Source organism: Streptomyces kryoterrae (genome assembly GCF_054072135.1).
In genome coordinates this window covers 5,726,682-5,741,268 of the sequence record NZ_CM133358.1, presented here as the reverse complement: position 1 = coordinate 5,741,268, position 14,587 = coordinate 5,726,682, and the positions used below count along the sequence as shown (strand labels likewise).

Sequence of the window (14,587 nt, the reverse complement as noted above, 5' to 3'; positions counted from 1 at the left end):
CCCCATAGGGTCCTTACAGGGCTTCAGAGCGCGCAGCTGTCGCTGTCCACCTGTTGGTTGGCGGTGCGCCCCTGCGCGATGTCCTCCTGGATCTCGTCCGCCGTGAGCGCGTAACCGGTGTCCGGGTCGTCGAGGGACTTCGCGAAGACCACGCCGTACACCTTGCCGTCGGGCGTGAGCAGCGGGCCACCGGAGTTGCCCTGACGGACGGTCGCGAACAGGGAGTAGACATCGCGGCGGACCGTGCCGCGGTGGTAGATGTCCGGGCCGGTGGCCGTGATGCGACCACGCACGCGCGCGGGACGGACGTCGTACGACCCGTTCTCCGGGAAGCCGGCGACGATCGCGCTCTTCCCGCTGCTCGCGTCCCCGGTCGAGAACCGCAGCACGGGCGCGCGCAGATCGGGTACGTCGAGTACGGCGATGTCGCGCTCCCAGTCGTAGAGGACGACCGTCGCGTCGTACTTCCTGCCCTCGCCGCCTATCTGGACGGTGGGCTCGTCGACGCCGCCGACCACGTGCGCGTTGGTCATCACGCGCCGCTCGCCGAAGACGAAGCCGGTGCCCTCCAGGACCTTGCCGCAGCTCTGGGCGGTGCCCATGACCTTGACGATGGAACGCTGGGCGTTGACGGCGACCGGGCTGTTGGCGAGTGCGGGGTCGGGCGGATCGACGTCCTTGATGGGCTCGTTGGCGAACGGGCTGAAGACCTGCGGGAAGCCGTTCTGCGCGAGGACCGAGGTGAAGTCCTTGAACCAGCTGTCGGCATCGGAGGGCAGCACCTCCGACACCCCTGCCAGCACCTTGGAGCCGCGGACCTCCTTGCCCACCGTGGGCATCGTGGTCTGCGCGAGGGCGGCGCCGATCAGCCAGGCGACCAGGAGCATCGCGACGACGTTGACGAGGGCCCCGCCCGTCGCGTCGAGGGCGCGGGCGGGCGACCAGGTGATGAATCGGCGCAGCTTGTTGCCGAGGTGGGTGGTCAGGGCCTGGCCGACGGAGGCGCAGACGATCACGATGACGACCGCGACGACCGCGGCGGTCGTGCTCACCTCGGCCTCGTCGGTCACGCCGTCCCAGACGACGGGCAGCAGATAGACGGCGACGAGACCACCGCCCAGGAAGCCGATCACCGACAGGATGCCGACGACGAACCCCTGGCGGTAGCCCACGATCGCGAACCACACGGCGGCGACCAGCAACAAGATGTCCAGCACGTTCACAAGGGCCACCCTGTCACGCGCGCCAGTCGAGCGGGACCTGCTTGTTTCGGTCCCAGGGGCGCTCCCAGCCCGAGTAGTGCATGAGGCGGTCGATGATCCCGGCCGTGAAGCCCCACACGAGGGCCGATTCGACCATAAATGCCGGACCCTTGTGGCCACTTGGGTGCACGGCGGTCGCACGGTTGGCCGGATCCGTGAGATCCGCCACGGGAACCGTGAAGACCCGGGCCGTCTCGTTCGGGTCGACGACCCCGACCGGCGTCGGCTCGCGCCACCAGCCCAGCACGGGCGTGACGACGAAGCCGCTCACCGGGATGTAGAGCTTGGGCAGTACGCCGAAGAGCTGGACGCCGGCCGGATCGAGCCCCGTCTCCTCCTCGGCCTCACGCAACGCGGCCCGCAGCGGACCGTCGCCCTGCGGATCGCCGTCCTCGGGGTCGAGGGCGCCGCCGGGGAAGGAGGGCTGACCGGCGTGGGAGCGCAGCGAACTGGCCCGCTCCATGAGCAGCAGCTCGGGCCCGCCGCCGCCATCACCGTCACCGTCGTCACGGCCGTTTCCGGTCTTCCCCTCGCCCTCTCCGAAGAGGATCAGTACGGCCGACTGGCGGCCGGCGCCGTCCTCGGGCGGCAGGAAGCGGCTCAGCTGGAGCGGCTCGACCGTCTCGACGGCGTGCACCATCGGATCGAGCCAGCCGGGCAGTCCGTCCTTGCTGAGCGTTGCCTCGCCGCCCTGTGTGTTGCTCGCGCGCGTCACCGCCACCCCCGTTCCACTGCTTCCAACGCCTGCGGCCGCCCTGTTGGTTCCGTAGCTGCCGGATGGCTCCCGGGCACCACCCCGGGCCTCATCCGGCCACCAGCGGCGGCGCCGGGATGCCGCCCGCGTCGAGGTACGCCTGCGGCGGGTTCAGCCGCTGGCCGGGGAAGCCGCCTTTCTCGTACTTCAGGAGCTTGTGAGCCTTCTCCGGGTCCGTCTCACCCTCCCCGTACGCCGGGCAGAGCGGGGCGAGCGGGCAGGCGCCGCAGGCGGGCTTGCGGGCGTGGCAGATACGGCGGCCGTGGAAGATCACGTGGTGCGAGAGCATCGTCCAGTCGCTCTTGGGGAAGAGCGTGCCCACGGCGGCCTCGATCTTGTCCGGGTCCTTCTCCGCCGTCCACTGCCAACGGTGCACGAGCCGCTGGAAGTGCGTGTCCACGGTGATGCCGGGGCGCCCGAAGGCGTTGCCGAGCACGACGAAGGCCGTCTTGCGGCCCACCCCGGGGAGTTTGACGAGGTCTTCGAGGCGGCCGGGCACCTCGCCGCCGAACTCCTCCGACAGGGCCTTGGACAGCCCTATGACGGACCTGGTCTTGGCCCGGAAGAAGCCGGTCGGACGCAGGATCTCCTCGACCTCCCCGGGGTTGGCGGCGGCCAGGTCCTCGGGGGTGGGGTACTTGGCGAAGAGGGCGGGCGTCGTCTGGTTGACCCTCAGGTCGGTGGTCTGGGCGGACAGGACCGTGGCGACGAGCAGTTGGAAGGAGTTCTCGAAGTCCAGCTCGGGGTGGGCGTACGGATAGACCTCGGCGAGCTCCCGGTCGATCCGGCGAGCACGCCGGACGAGCGCGGTGCGCGACTCGTCGCGGGGCGGCTTCGGGGCGGCTGCCTGGGAAGCGGGCTTCGGGGCAGCGGTCTTGGCGACGCCGGCCTTTGACGCGGCCGTCCTGGAGACTGCTGCCCTGGCAACGCCGGCCTTGGAGGCGGCTGCCTTGGAGGCGCCCGTCCTGGAGGCGGCTGTCCTGGAAGCAGCGGCTTTGGAGACGGGCTTGGCGGCGGCCGACTTCGCGGGGGCGGCCTTCGTCGGGGCGGTCTTCTTGGTCGCGGTCTTCTTCGTCGCGGCTGGCTCCGTCGCGGTCTTCTTCGTCTTCGTCGCGGCTGCTTGCGTCGCGGTCTTCTTCGTCGCGATGGGCTCCGTCGCGGCCGAGTTCCTTGCTGCCGGCTTCTTCGCCGCCGCGGAGGCCGCCCTCTTCGCCGGTGCGGCCTTCTTCACCGTCCCGGCCGACCGCGCGGCCTGGTCCTCCGGGGTGCACTTCACGTCCGTCCCACCCGCCTCGGCCGTCACGGTCACCTTCTTGGCGGCTTTCTCCACCGACATCACCTCTGCCGCTTTCTCCGCATTCCGACCCCCACCCGCATCCTGTTCGCCCACAGCGGAATCAAGCCCTGCGACCACCCGCTCAGCCCCCTTGGCCTGTGCTCCCACCGGCGATTTGGACACCCGGCCAGCCTAGAGCCCGGCACTGACATCCGCCCCGGACCCTGGAGATCGGCGCCCAATTGGCCCCCTGCCACACTGCTCGGGACACCCGTACGGCATCCTTGTGACAGATCACACTGTTTGGACCGTCCGGCAAGATGGGGAACCGGTCCCCGTTACCGGGGAGCAAGATCCCCTGAGCAGGTCGACAAGGAGAGAACTCGTGGACGACGTTCTGCGGCGCGCCCCGCTCTTCGCGGCGCTGGATGACGAGCAGGCCGCGGAGCTCCGCGCCTCCATGAGTGAGGTGACCCTCGCGCGCGGTGACGCCCTGTTCCACGAGGGCGACCCGGGTGACCGGCTCTACGTGGTCACCGAGGGCAAGGTCAAGCTCCACCGCACGTCCCCGGACGGGCGCGAGAACATGCTGGCCGTCCTCGGCCCCGGCGAGCTGATCGGCGAGCTGTCGCTGTTCGACCCGGGCCCGCGCACCGCCACGGCCACCGCGCTGACCGAGGTCAAGCTGCTCGGCCTCGGCCACGGCGACCTCCAGCCCTGGCTGAACGCCCGCCCGGAGGTGGCCGCCGCGCTCCTGCGCGCTGTCGCCCGGCGGCTGCGCAAGACCAACGACCAGATGTCCGACCTGGTCTTCTCCGACGTGCCGGGCCGCGTCGCGCGTGCCCTGCTCGACCTCTCGCGCCGCTTCGGCGTGCAGTCGGAGGAGGGCATCCACGTGGTGCACGACCTGACCCAGGAGGAGCTGGCACAGCTCGTCGGCGCCTCCCGCGAGACGGTCAACAAGGCGCTCGCCGACTTCGCGGGCCGCGGCTGGCTGCGCCTGGAGGCGCGGGCCGTGATCCTGCTGGACGTGGAACGCCTCGCGAAGCGTTCGCGCTGACCGGGAGCCGTCCGTACGCGTGAGAGGGGCCCCGCCGCACGGCGGGGCCCCTCCCGCATTTCAACGGGTTCACCGGGGCGGGGGCCGTGCGGTGACGCGAACGTGCTGAACGGAATCAAGGGGTGGGTGGGATGCACCAGGACAAAGCGCCCGAGTCGGCCTGGGTGGCGGAGCCGGAGCCCGCGAAACGCCGGTTGCGCCTCTTCCGCCGGGATCCGGAGGCACCGACGCTGTGGCAGTCCGAGTTCGAGCAGCGGGACCTGGGCGAGCCGCTCGGCCTGTGGGCGACGGACGAGGCGGTCGCCCTGGCGCGCTTCGACCGCGTGACGGCGTACGCGCCCGCGACCGGTGAGCCCCTCTGGACCTGGCAGCCGCCGGGCCAGGAGGTGATCGTCGGGGTGGCGGAGGACACCCAGGAGGGCCTGGGGCTCGTCCTGCACCACGACGACGGCGACCAGCGCGCCCCGCACGTCCGCCTCACCGCGCTCGACCTGGGCTCCGGAGCCGTGGCCTGGTCGCGCGAGCTGCCGAAGGACCAGCTGGGACACGTCGGCGCCGGCCACGCGCGCGAGGTGGCCATCGGCGGCGGCCGGATGGTGACCCTCCCCAGCGGGACGGCGGACGCGCCGCCGGTCGTCCGGTGTCTCGACGCGCGCACCGGCGCCCTCCAATGGGAGCGGTCGCTTCCGGACCGGTGGGGCGACCGGTTCTCCGTCCTGGCGACGGACCCGCCGGTCCTGTCCGTCCGCAACGACGGCAAGCGCTCCCGCCCCCGGCTGTACGTGGTCCGCGAGAACGGGCAGTGGCACGCCGTACTTCCCGACGGGTACAAGGACTTCGGGCCCGTCGTCGCCGTCGTCGGCGACACGCTCGCCGTCGGACTGGAACCGGACGACCCCGCCGGCGACGACGAGAAGAGCGCCGACACGGTCCTGCGCGCCTACTCGGTCCCCACCGGCGAGCAGCTCTGGGAGTGGCGCGTCGATCACGGCCGTACGCTCCATCCGCTGGCCCACCGCGGGTACTTCATGGTGGGCAACGGCTACGGCAGCCGGGTGACCGTCCTCGACCCCGCCGACGGCCGGGTCGTCGCGGAGCGCAGACTCCCCGGCTTCAGCTACCGGGCACGGTACGCGGCCTGGGACGACCGCCTGGCCGTCGTGTGCCACGCGGTGAGCGAGACCCGCCGCGTGCGCGTGTTCCGCTGGAAGTGACGTGACGTACGGCGTGTCAGCGCGCCCGGGACTGGACGAGCGGGGCTTCATCGCGCGTGAGGGCTCCCTCGCACGCGTGCCGCCCGCTTTCCGGCCCGTCGTCGATGCGGCCCGGGACCAGGTCGTCGACGTCTTCGGGGCGCGGCTGCACAGCGCGTACGTCTACGGGTCCATCCCGCGCGGCACCGCGCGCGTGGGCCGCAGCGACCTGGACCTTCTGCTCGCGCTGCGTGAGGAGCCCACGGAGGCGGACCGGGCGGCGGCCCGCTCTCTGGACGCCGCCCTCGACAACGAGTTCGAGCAGATCGACGGCTCCGGCACGCTGCTGGTCTCGCGGGCGCGGACGCTGAGCGACCTGGAGAGGCACGACCTGGGCTGGTTCGTGGCCTGCCTCTGCACGCCCCTCCTCGGCGAGGACCTCGCCGGGCACCTGCCCCGCTACCGCCCCGACTCCCTCCTCGCCCGCGAGACCAACGGCGCCCTGGCCCTGTGCCTCCCGCGCTGGCGACGTCTGATCGCCGAGGCGACCGCCCCGGGGGCTCCTCCAGGGGCGGTACGCGCACGCGTGCGGGGCATTTCCCGCCGTCTGGTGCGTACGGGCTTCACGCTGGTCATGCCTCGTTGGGACGGCTGGACGAGTGACCTGCACGAGATGGCCGAGGCGTTCGCCGCGTACTACCCGGAGTGGGGCCCACGCATGAGGAAGGCGGCGTCACTGGGCCACGGGCCGACGGACGACCCGGCCGTCCTGCGGTCGTTCCTGCGCTCGCACGTGGAGGAGCTGGGCTCGTGGCTCGCCGGGGAGTACACGCGCGTGCACGGCGTCAAGGCGCCCAGGCCCGAATAGGGGTCCGGGCCGGAGCTAGATGAGGCCGTGGTCGCGGAGGTACTCCAGCTGGGCGCGGACGGACAGTTCGGCGGCCGGCCACAGGGAGCGGTCCACGTCCGCGTACACGTGGGCGACGACCTCCGCGGGGCCCGTGTAGCCGTTCTCGACCGCCGTCTCGATCTGGGCGAGCCGGTGGGCGCGGTGGGCCAGGTAGAACTCGACGGCGCCCTGGGCGTCGTCCAGGACGGGACCGTGGCCCGGCAGGACGGTGTGCACGCCGTCGTCCACCGTCAGGGACCTGAGCCGCCGCAGGGAGTCCAGATAGTCCCCCAGGCGGCCGTCAGGATGGGCCACCAAGGTCGTTCCGCGCCCCAGGACGGTGTCTCCCGTCAGGACGGCCCGATCGGCCGGGAGATGGAAGCACAGCGAGTCCGCGGTGTGCCCCGGCGTCGGTACGACCCTCAGCTCCAGCCCGCCGACGGTCACGACGTCCCCGTGCCCGAGGCCCTCGTCCCCCAGCCGCAGCGCCGGATCGAGCGCCCGCACCCGCGTCCCCGTCAGCTCGGCGAACCGTCCGGCGCCCTCCGCGTGGTCCGGATGCCCGTGCGTGAGCAGCGTCAGCGCGATCCGCTTGCCGGCCTTCCGCGCGGTGTCGACGACATGCCTGAGGTGTACGTCGTCCAGGGGCCCCGGGTCGACGACGACGGCCAGTTCGGAGTCCGGCTCGGAGACGATCCAGGTGTTCGTGCCGTCGAGGGTCATCGCGGAGGCGTTGGGCGCGAGGACGTTGACCGCGCGCGCGGTGGCGGGTCCCGAGACGACCCCGCCGCGCGGCTGGCCGGGGAGAGCGGCGGCTTCGGTCATGCGGGGGCACCTGCCGGGACGAGGGTGGCTGCCGGGGGGCGGGGCGCGGGCGTGGTCATGCGGGGGCGCCGCCGATCCGGATGTGCTTGGTGAACTCGTCGTGCCCCGGCCAGGCGAGCACGATCTCGCCGTCCTCCAGGCTGGCCCTGGCCAGGACCGGGGCCAGGTCGCGCTCCAGGGCCCCGGCGAGGGCCCCGGAGGCGCTGTCGTACGGTGCCAGCGCGCGCAGGGTCGCGATCGTGGGCGGCAGCATCAGCAGCTCGCCCCTGTCGTACCCGGCTGCCGCGTCGGCCGGTTCGATCCACACCGTGCGGTCCGCCTCCGTGGAGGCGTTGCGGGTGCGCTGACCCTGCGGGAGCGCGGCGACGAAGAACCAGGTGTCGTAGCGGCGGGACTCGAACTCCGGGGTGATCCAGCGGGCCCACGCCCCGAGGAGGTCCGAGCGGAGCACCAGCCCTCGGCGGTCCAGGAACTCGGCGAAGGACAGCTCCCGCGCGACCAGGGCGGCGCGGTCCGCCTCCCAGTCGTCGCCCGTGGTGTCGCCGACCACGGAATCGGCGGCCGGGCCCGCGAGCAGGACGCCGGCCTCCTCGTACGTCTCCCGTACGGCGGCGCAGACGACCGCCTGGGCGGAGGTCTCGTCGGTACCCAGGCCCAGCCGGGACGCCCACCACGCGCGCGTGGGGCCCGCCCAGCGGATCAGGTGGTCGCTGTCGCGCGGGTCGACTCCGCCGCCCGGATACGCGTACGCGCCCCCGGCGAAGGCCATGGAGGCGCGTCTGCGCAGCATGTGGACGACGGGGCCGGCGTCGGTGTCCTTCAGGAGCATGACGGTGGCCGCGCGCTTGGGGGTGACCGGGGTGAGGGTGCCTTCGGCGAGCCCGCGGATGAGGTCCGGCCACTCCGGTGGGTACCACTGCCCGTTTGCCATGGGCGGAGGCTATCCGGTGGTGGGCGCATGTTCGAGGCCGCGAGGTTCTTTCGCCCCCCGCCGCCCCTACCCGTCCCGTCCCTGGGGGCGCCGCCCCCAGACCCCCGCTTTCGGCCCTGAAGGGGCCTCGTCCTCAAACGCCGGACGGGCTAGAAATCGCTCAGCTCCACCTGGACCTCTACCTCGACCGGCGCGTCGAGAGGCAGTACAGCCACACCGACCGCGCTGCGGGCGTGGACGCCCTTGTCGCCGAGTACCTCGCCGAGGAGTTCGCTCGCGCCGTTGACGACCCCGGGCTGGCCCGTGAAGTCGGGGGCCGAGGCGACGAAGCCGACGACCTTCACGACGCGCGCGATCCGGTCGAGGTCACCGGCGACCGACTTGACCGCCGCGAGCGCGTTCAGCGCACACGTGCGGGCCAGTTGTTTGGCCTCCTCGGGCGTGACCTCCGCGCCCACCTTGCCGGTGAGCGGGAGTTTCCCGTCCACCATGGGCAGCTGGCCCGAGGTGTACACGTACACCCCGGACCGCACGGCAGGCTGGTACGCGGCCAGCGGCGGCACGACCGCCGGCAGCGTCAGGCCGAGCTCGGCGAGGCGTGCCTCGACCGCGCTCACGACTTCTCCCGCTTCAGGTACGCCACGAGCTGCTCGGGGTTGTTCGGCCCGGGCACGACCTGGACGAGCTCCCAGCCGTCCTCGCCCCAGGTGTCCAGAATCTGCTTCGTGGCGTGGACGAGCAGCGGCACGGTCGAGTATTCCCACTTGGTCATGGAGGCGACTTTATCCGCTGGCGCCGGGCAGTCCGCGCCCACGTTGTCCACAGCCCCCGGCGTAGCTTTGGGCCGGACTGGTTAACCTCGAATACGTGAGCAGGTTCCAGGTCGTCAGCGGTAAGGGCGGGACCGGAAAGACCACGGTCGCCGCAGCGCTCTCGCTTGCCCTCGCCACCGAGGGGAAGCGCACGCTTCTCGTCGAGGTCGAGGGCCGGCAGGGCATCGCGCAGCTCTTCGAGACAGAAGTGCTGCCTTATGAGGAGCGGAAGATCGCCGTCGCTCCCGGGGGCGGGGAGGTGTTCGCCCTCGCCATCGACCCCGAGCAGGCGTTGCTGGACTACCTCCAGATGTTCTACAAGCTCGGGAGCGCAGGCCGTGCCCTGAAGAAACTCGGCGCGATCGACTTCGCCACCACCGTCGCCCCCGGGATCAGGGACGTACTCCTGACCGGCAAGGCGTGCGAGGCGGTCCGCCGGAAGGACAAGAGCGGGCGGTTCGCCTACGACCACGTCGTGATGGACGCCCCGCCGACCGGCCGCATCACCCGTTTCCTGAACGTCAACGACGAGGTGGCCGGCCTCGCGAAGATCGGTCCGATACACAACCAGGCGCAGGCCGTGATGCGCGTACTCAAGTCGCCCGAGACGGCGGTGCACCTGGTGACACTGCTGGAGGAGATGCCCGTCCAGGAGACCGCGGACGGTATCGCCGAACTGCGGGCGGCGAAGCTGCCGGTGGGGCGGATCATCGTCAACATGGTGCGGCCCGAGGTCTTGGACGAGGCCGAGCTGGAACTCGTACGAGCGGCTCCTCGCGGCGCGCTCGCGCGGTCGCTGTCGGCCGCCGGGCTCGGCGGGGCGCGGCGCGGCGGGAACGCCGAGAAACTGGTGGACCCGCTGCTGACCCAGGCCGAGGAATACGCCGAGCGGTATGCGCTGGAGCACGAACAGCGTTCCGTGCTGGGTGAGTTGCGGTTGCCGTTGCACGAACTGCCGCTGTTCACCGAGGGCATGGACCTGGCAGGCCTGTATCAACTGGCCCACGAGCTGCGGAAGCAGAGGATGTCATGAGCCCGGATCCGCACGACACCCCTTCCCGCCATGGCCTGTCCCCCGCGCGCGTGCTCGAGGTGGATCCGCTGATCGACGATCCGAACACGCGGATCGTGGTGTGCTGCGGAGCCGGCGGGGTCGGGAAGACGACCACCGCGGCGGCGCTCGGGCTGCGCGCCGCCGAGCGGGGGCGGAAGGTGGTCGTACTCACCATCGACCCGGCCCGCAGGCTCGCCCAGTCCATGGGCATCGACTCGCTCGACAACGTGCCGCGGCGGGTCAAGGGCGTCGACGGCGGCGGCGAACTGCACGCCATGATGCTGGACATGAAGCGGACGTTCGACGAGATCGTCGAGGCGCACGCCGACGGTGAGCGGGCCGCCGCGATCCTCGCCAACCCCTTCTACCAGTCGCTCTCGGCGGGCTTCGCGGGCACGCAGGAGTACATGGCGATGGAGAAGCTGGGGCAGCTGCGGTCGCGCGACGAGTGGGACCTCATCGTCGTCGACACACCTCCGTCCCGGTCCGCGCTGGACTTCCTGGACGCCCCGAAGCGGCTCGGTTCGTTTCTCGACGGCCGGCTGATCCGGCTGCTGACGGCGCCGGCGAAGCTCGGCGGGCGCGCGGGGATGAAGTTCCTGAACGTCGGGATGTCGATGATGACCGGCACCCTGGGCAAGCTCCTGGGCGGTCAACTCCTCAAGGACGTCCAGACGTTCGTGGCCGCGATGGACACCACCTTCGGTGGTTTCCGTACCCGCGCCGACGCCACGTACCAGCTGCTTCAGGCGCCAGGCACGGCGTTCCTCGTGGTGGCGGCGCCGGAGCGGGACGCGCTGCGTGAGGCCGCGTACTTCGTGGAACGGCTGGCCGCGGAGGACATGCCGCTCGCCGGACTGGTGCTCAACCGGGTCCACGGCAGCGGCGCCGCCCAGCTGTCGGCCGAGCGTGCGCTCGCCGCCGCGGAAAATCTTGAAGAGCCCCGCATTGTCGATCAGGAGGACGGGAAAGCTGGACTTCGTAACTCTCCCGACACGTACGGCAGTTCAGACCAGCCAGACCATCCGGATCACTTGGATCACTCGGACGTCGAAGAACACGTCGAAGGCTCCCCCACCGCCACCGACAGTGACCCGACCGCCGACCCGAGTGAACCCAGCGTCGAACCCACCGTCCAGCAACTCACCGCGGGTTTGCTCCGGTTGCACGCCGACCGTATGCAACTGCTCTCCCGCGAGCAGCGCACACGCGACCGCTTCACCGCGCGCCACCCGGAGGTGGCGGTGACCGAGGTCGCCGCACTGCCCGGCGATGTACATGACCTCGCGGGCCTGCGGAACATCGGCAACCGGCTCGCGACCGAACGGCCGGAGCTGCCTGCGCTTCCGGAGCTGTCGAAGCCTTCCGGAGACGAGTGACCGACGACGAGTGACCGACCAGGACGGCGGTGACCGACCGAGACGGCTCAGCTCACCGCCAAGTAGTTCTCGTACACCTCTTCCTCGTCGAGGGGCAGGATTCCCGCCCCCCGCTCGTACTCCGTACGCGCTGTTTCGAGCAGCCGACGCCACGAGGTGACGGTGGGACGCCTGCGCAGCAGTGCGCGGCGCTCCCGCTCCGTCATTCCTCCCCACACGCCGAACTCGACGCGGTTGTCGAGCGCGTCAGCCAGGCATTCCGTGCGTACCGGACATCCGGTGCACACCGCCTTGGCCCTGTTCTGCGCTGCTCCTTGAACAAACAGTTCATCCGGATCGGTAGTGCGGCAGGCCGCCTGCGCACTCCAGTCGGTAACCCAGCCCATACCGGCGCCGTCCTCTCCCGAATCGAGGCTCCCCCACGGCGGCAGCGGCATATTCACCGCCGCCAGTTGAGGACGTTACGGAAGGAGGGCACAGCGCAACACCCCCTTCGGGCCCAATCTTGAATGGCCCGAACGGACTATGGGTAAGCGGCAGATCACCCGGGGGAGTGAGCGACCGACATGCGCGACTATTCAGACGAAGCGGGAGGTTTCGGTTGAGTCACAACGGACACCACGTGACACACAAGGCGAATCCGGGCACGTAGTCCACAAAAAAATTCACAAAAAAAGTTGGGCTACATCCGAACCGTTCCGGGTCTCGGGGACGTATTGATACGTGACCTCACTGCTGTGACAGTTGTGAAGAGCTTAGGCCAAGGCCTGTACGTGTGTCCGGCGAATCAGAACGTAGGCTGCCCTCATGCCAAACAAGCGCTCGGGCGGTGGCCTGTCGGTAGTCCAGCAGGTCTCCAAGTTCCTCGGTGTCAGCGTGCTCGCGGGAGCTGTCATGGCGGGTATCGCCCTGCCGGCCGCCGGCGCGCTCGGCCTCGCGGCCAAGGGTTCGGTCGAGGGATTCGACGAGATCCCGGCCAACCTGAAGCGCCCGCCGCTCAGCCAGCGCACCACGATCCTGGACGCCAAGGGCGGCCAGCTGGCGACGGTCTACTCACGCGACCGCACGGTCGTCGAGCTCAAGGACATCTCGCCGTACATGCAGAAGGCGATCGTCGCGATCGAGGACTCCCGGTTCTACGAGCACGGCGCGGTCGACCTCAAGGGCGTCCTGCGGGCGCTCAACAAGAACGCGCAGAGCGGCGGCGTCGCGGAGGGCGCCTCCACGCTCACGCAGCAGTACGTGAAGAACGTCTTCGTGGAGGAGGCCGGCGACGACCCGACGAAGGTCGCGCAGGCCCAGCAGCAGACGATCGGCCGCAAGATCAAGGAGCTGAAGTTCGCGATCCAGGTCGAGGAGGAGCTGGGCAAGAAGAAGATCCTCGAGAACTACCTGAACATCACGTTCTTCGGCCAGCAGGCGTACGGCGTCGAGGCCGGCGCCCGCCGCTACTTCTCCAAGTCCGCGAAGAACCTGACCCTCGCCCAGTCGGCCCTTCTGGCCGGCATCGTCCAGTCGCCGACCCGGTACGACCCGGTGAACGACCCGGCGGAGGCCACCAAGCGCCGCAACACCGTGCTCCAGCGGATGGCGGAGATCGGTGACATCTCCCCGCAGGAGGCCGCCGCCGCCAAGGAGAAGCCGCTCGGCCTGAAGGTCAGCCAGCCCAAGAACGGCTGCATCGCCGCGGTCAAGGGCGCGGGCTTCTTCTGCAAGTACGTCGAGCAGGAGTTCCTCGCCAACCCGGTCTTCGGCAAGACCCGCGAGGCCCGGACGAAGATCTGGAACCAGGGCGGCCTGACCATCCGCACGACGCTGGACCCGCAGTCCCAGGCGTCCGTGCAGGCGTCGATCAAGGAGCACGTGTACAAGTCGGACAAGGTGGCGACTGCGGTCACGCTGGTCGAGCCGGGCACCGGCAAGATCCTCGGCATGGGCCAGTCGAAGCCGTACGGCTACGGCAAGAACGAGACCGAGATCAACTACTCGGTCGGCAGTGACCGGGGCGGCTCCAACTTCGGCTTCCCGACCGGTTCGACGTTCAAGCCGTTCGTGGCGGCGGCAGCCCTGGAGGAGGGCCGCCCGGCGATCCAGGAGTACTCGGCGCCGTACGAGATGGAGTACCCGAGCCCGGTCCAGACGTGCAGCGGCAATCAGTGGATCAACCAGGAGAAGGCGAAGGTCGAGAACGAGAGCGAGTCGGAGAAGGGTCCGTACCGCCTTCGTAAGGCGATGGAGCTGTCGGTCAACACCTACTTCGTGCAGATGATCTCCGACATCGGCCTGTGCCCGGTGGTCAAGATGACCGACGCGCTGCACGTGACACAGGGCAACGGCGACAAGCTGCCCGAAGTACCCGCCATCGCGCTCGGCTCCAAGGGCATCTCCCCGCTGACGATGGCGAGCGCGTACGCGGCCTTCGCCTCCCGGGGCACGTACTGCACGCCGGTCGCCATCGAGTCGATCACGCAGAAGGCCAACGGCGGGCAGAAGTCGCTGGCGGTCCCGAAGTCGACGTGCACGCGCGCGATGTCGGAGACCACCGCGGACACGATCAACACCCTGCTCCAGGGCGTCGTCGACTCCGGCACCGGTCAGTCGGCCGGCCTCACCGACGGCCGCGACAACGCGGGTAAGACGGGTACGACGGACGAGCGCAAGAACGCCTGGTTCGTCGGCTACACACCGACCCTGTCCGGCGCCGTCTGGGTCGGCAGTGCCATGCAGAACGTGAAGATGCGCAACATCACGATCGGCGGCGTCTGGAACGAACTCGTCTTCGGCGGCAAGGTCCCGGGCCCCATCTGGAAGGACGCCATGACCGGCGCCCTCGCGGGCAAGGACTCCGGGAACTTCAACTTCGTCCCCATCATCGAACCGACCGTCCCGAAGCCGGACGACAACGGCGACAACGGCGGTGACACCGGGGGCGACAACAACGGCAACAACAACGGCGGCACGACGGACGGCGGCAACGACAACGGCGGCAACACGACGTTCCCGACCCCGTCCTTCTCCATCCCGGAGAACCTCTTCCAGGGCCAGAGCAACGGAAACGGCAACGGGGGCGGCCGGGGCTGACGCCCGGACGAACTCCGGGCGTCATCACGCCAGTTGGGCAACGGGGGCACCCGCTGGGCAAGTTCCAGAAT

14 protein-coding genes are annotated in these 14,587 nt (G+C 70.3%); 6 read left to right on the top strand and 8 right to left on the bottom strand.

Annotation, left to right across the window (positions count from 1 at the left end; genetic code table 11):
* Positions 1-23: 23 nt before the first annotated feature.
* The 3 genes from ACW4TU_RS25295 to nth all read right to left on the bottom strand — a co-directional run bounded on the left by ACW4TU_RS25295 (position 24) and on the right by nth (position 3,163).
* Entirely contained in the window at positions 24-1,223 is a 1,200-nt protein-coding gene (locus ACW4TU_RS25295) for a MarP family serine protease (RefSeq protein ID WP_457417063.1), read from the bottom strand.
* Between the two features lie 13 nt (positions 1,224-1,236).
* Positions 1,237-1,977 carry an NUDIX hydrolase gene (locus ACW4TU_RS25290; protein WP_457430293.1) on the bottom strand — a complete coding sequence of 247 codons (741 nt, stop codon included), beginning with the start codon at positions 1,975-1,977 and terminating at the stop codon, positions 1,237-1,239.
* Between the two features lie 88 nt (positions 1,978-2,065).
* Positions 2,066-3,163: an endonuclease III gene (nth, locus tag ACW4TU_RS25285; RefSeq protein WP_457430291.1), complete on the bottom strand. Its 1,098-nt coding sequence runs from the start codon at positions 3,161-3,163 to the stop codon at positions 2,066-2,068.
* 514 nt (positions 3,164-3,677) lie between these two features.
* Here nth and ACW4TU_RS25280 point away from each other — a divergent pair.
* From ACW4TU_RS25280 to ACW4TU_RS25270, 3 genes are all read left to right on the top strand, one after another.
* Positions 3,678-4,352, top strand: coding sequence for a Crp/Fnr family transcriptional regulator (locus ACW4TU_RS25280; protein WP_006382668.1), 675 nt, complete (start codon positions 3,678-3,680; stop codon positions 4,350-4,352).
* Positions 4,353-4,483: 131 nt separating this feature from the next.
* Complete coding sequence (locus tag ACW4TU_RS25275) at positions 4,484-5,566, top strand: outer membrane protein assembly factor BamB family protein (RefSeq protein WP_457417062.1); 1,083 nt, start codon at positions 4,484-4,486, stop codon at positions 5,564-5,566.
* Positions 5,567-5,579: 13 nt separating this feature from the next.
* A complete protein-coding gene (locus ACW4TU_RS25270) occupies positions 5,580-6,413 on the top strand; it encodes a nucleotidyltransferase (RefSeq protein WP_457417061.1) in 834 nt (277 codons plus the stop codon).
* 15 nt (positions 6,414-6,428) lie between these two features.
* On the opposite strand, the gene ACW4TU_RS25265 is transcribed toward ACW4TU_RS25270, so the two are convergent.
* The 4 genes from ACW4TU_RS25265 to ACW4TU_RS25250 all read right to left on the bottom strand — a co-directional run bounded on the left by ACW4TU_RS25265 (position 6,429) and on the right by ACW4TU_RS25250 (position 8,962).
* Entirely contained in the window at positions 6,429-7,259 is an 831-nt protein-coding gene (locus tag ACW4TU_RS25265) for an MBL fold metallo-hydrolase (protein WP_457417060.1), read from the bottom strand.
* Between the two features lie 55 nt (positions 7,260-7,314).
* Positions 7,315-8,190: an NUDIX hydrolase gene (locus ACW4TU_RS25260; RefSeq protein ID WP_457417059.1), complete on the bottom strand. Its 876-nt coding sequence runs from the start codon at positions 8,188-8,190 to the stop codon at positions 7,315-7,317.
* A 149-nt stretch (positions 8,191-8,339) separates the two neighbouring features.
* Positions 8,340-8,807 carry a RidA family protein gene (locus tag ACW4TU_RS25255; protein ID WP_457417058.1) on the bottom strand — a complete coding sequence of 156 codons (468 nt, stop codon included), beginning with the start codon at positions 8,805-8,807 and terminating at the stop codon, positions 8,340-8,342.
* Positions 8,804-8,962, bottom strand: a complete 159-nt coding sequence (locus ACW4TU_RS25250; protein WP_164409936.1) for a Sp36 family protein — start codon at positions 8,960-8,962, stop codon at positions 8,804-8,806. Before ACW4TU_RS25250 ends, ACW4TU_RS25255 begins: the two co-directional genes overlap by 4 nt.
* A 95-nt stretch (positions 8,963-9,057) precedes the next feature.
* Between ACW4TU_RS25250 and bagA the strand changes: the two genes are divergently transcribed.
* Complete coding sequence (gene bagA / locus ACW4TU_RS25245; RefSeq protein ID WP_457417057.1) at positions 9,058-10,035, top strand: ATPase BagA; 978 nt, start codon at positions 9,058-9,060, stop codon at positions 10,033-10,035.
* Complete coding sequence (gene bagB / locus ACW4TU_RS25240) at positions 10,032-11,435, top strand: ATPase BagB (protein ID WP_457417056.1); 1,404 nt, start codon at positions 10,032-10,034, stop codon at positions 11,433-11,435. The genes bagA and bagB overlap by 4 nt, the downstream gene beginning before the upstream one ends.
* Before the next feature lie 47 nt (positions 11,436-11,482).
* Here bagB and wblA read toward each other — a convergent pair whose 3' ends face one another.
* Positions 11,483-11,821, bottom strand: coding sequence for a transcriptional regulator WblA (gene wblA / locus ACW4TU_RS25235; RefSeq protein WP_055532849.1), 339 nt, complete (start codon positions 11,819-11,821; stop codon positions 11,483-11,485).
* 421 nt (positions 11,822-12,242) lie between these two features.
* Here wblA and ACW4TU_RS25230 point away from each other — a divergent pair, with 421 nt between their 5' ends.
* A complete protein-coding gene (locus ACW4TU_RS25230) occupies positions 12,243-14,516 on the top strand; it encodes a transglycosylase domain-containing protein (RefSeq protein ID WP_457417055.1) in 2,274 nt (757 codons plus the stop codon).
* Positions 14,517-14,587 lie beyond the last annotated feature (71 nt).

What these genes read in the sequence shown, in the direction of transcription:
- ACW4TU_RS25275 (WP_457417062.1), top strand. Translation starts at nt 4,484, where the DNA reads ATGCACCAGGACAAAGCGCCCGAGTCGGCCTGGGTGGCGGAGCCGGAG.
- ACW4TU_RS25265 (WP_457417060.1), bottom strand. Translation starts at nt 7,259, where the DNA reads ATGACCGAAGCCGCCGCTCTCCCCGGCCAGCCGCGCGGCGGGGTCGTC.
- ACW4TU_RS25260 (WP_457417059.1), bottom strand. Translation starts at nt 8,190, where the DNA reads ATGGCAAACGGGCAGTGGTACCCACCGGAGTGGCCGGACCTCATCCGC.
- ACW4TU_RS25250 (WP_164409936.1), bottom strand. Translation starts at nt 8,962, where the DNA reads ATGACCAAGTGGGAATACTCGACCGTGCCGCTGCTCGTCCACGCCACG.
- bagB (WP_457417056.1), top strand. Translation starts at nt 10,032, where the DNA reads ATGAGCCCGGATCCGCACGACACCCCTTCCCGCCATGGCCTGTCCCCC.
- wblA (WP_055532849.1), bottom strand. Translation starts at nt 11,821, where the DNA reads ATGGGCTGGGTTACCGACTGGAGTGCGCAGGCGGCCTGCCGCACTACC.
- ACW4TU_RS25230 (WP_457417055.1), top strand. Translation starts at nt 12,243, where the DNA reads ATGCCAAACAAGCGCTCGGGCGGTGGCCTGTCGGTAGTCCAGCAGGTC.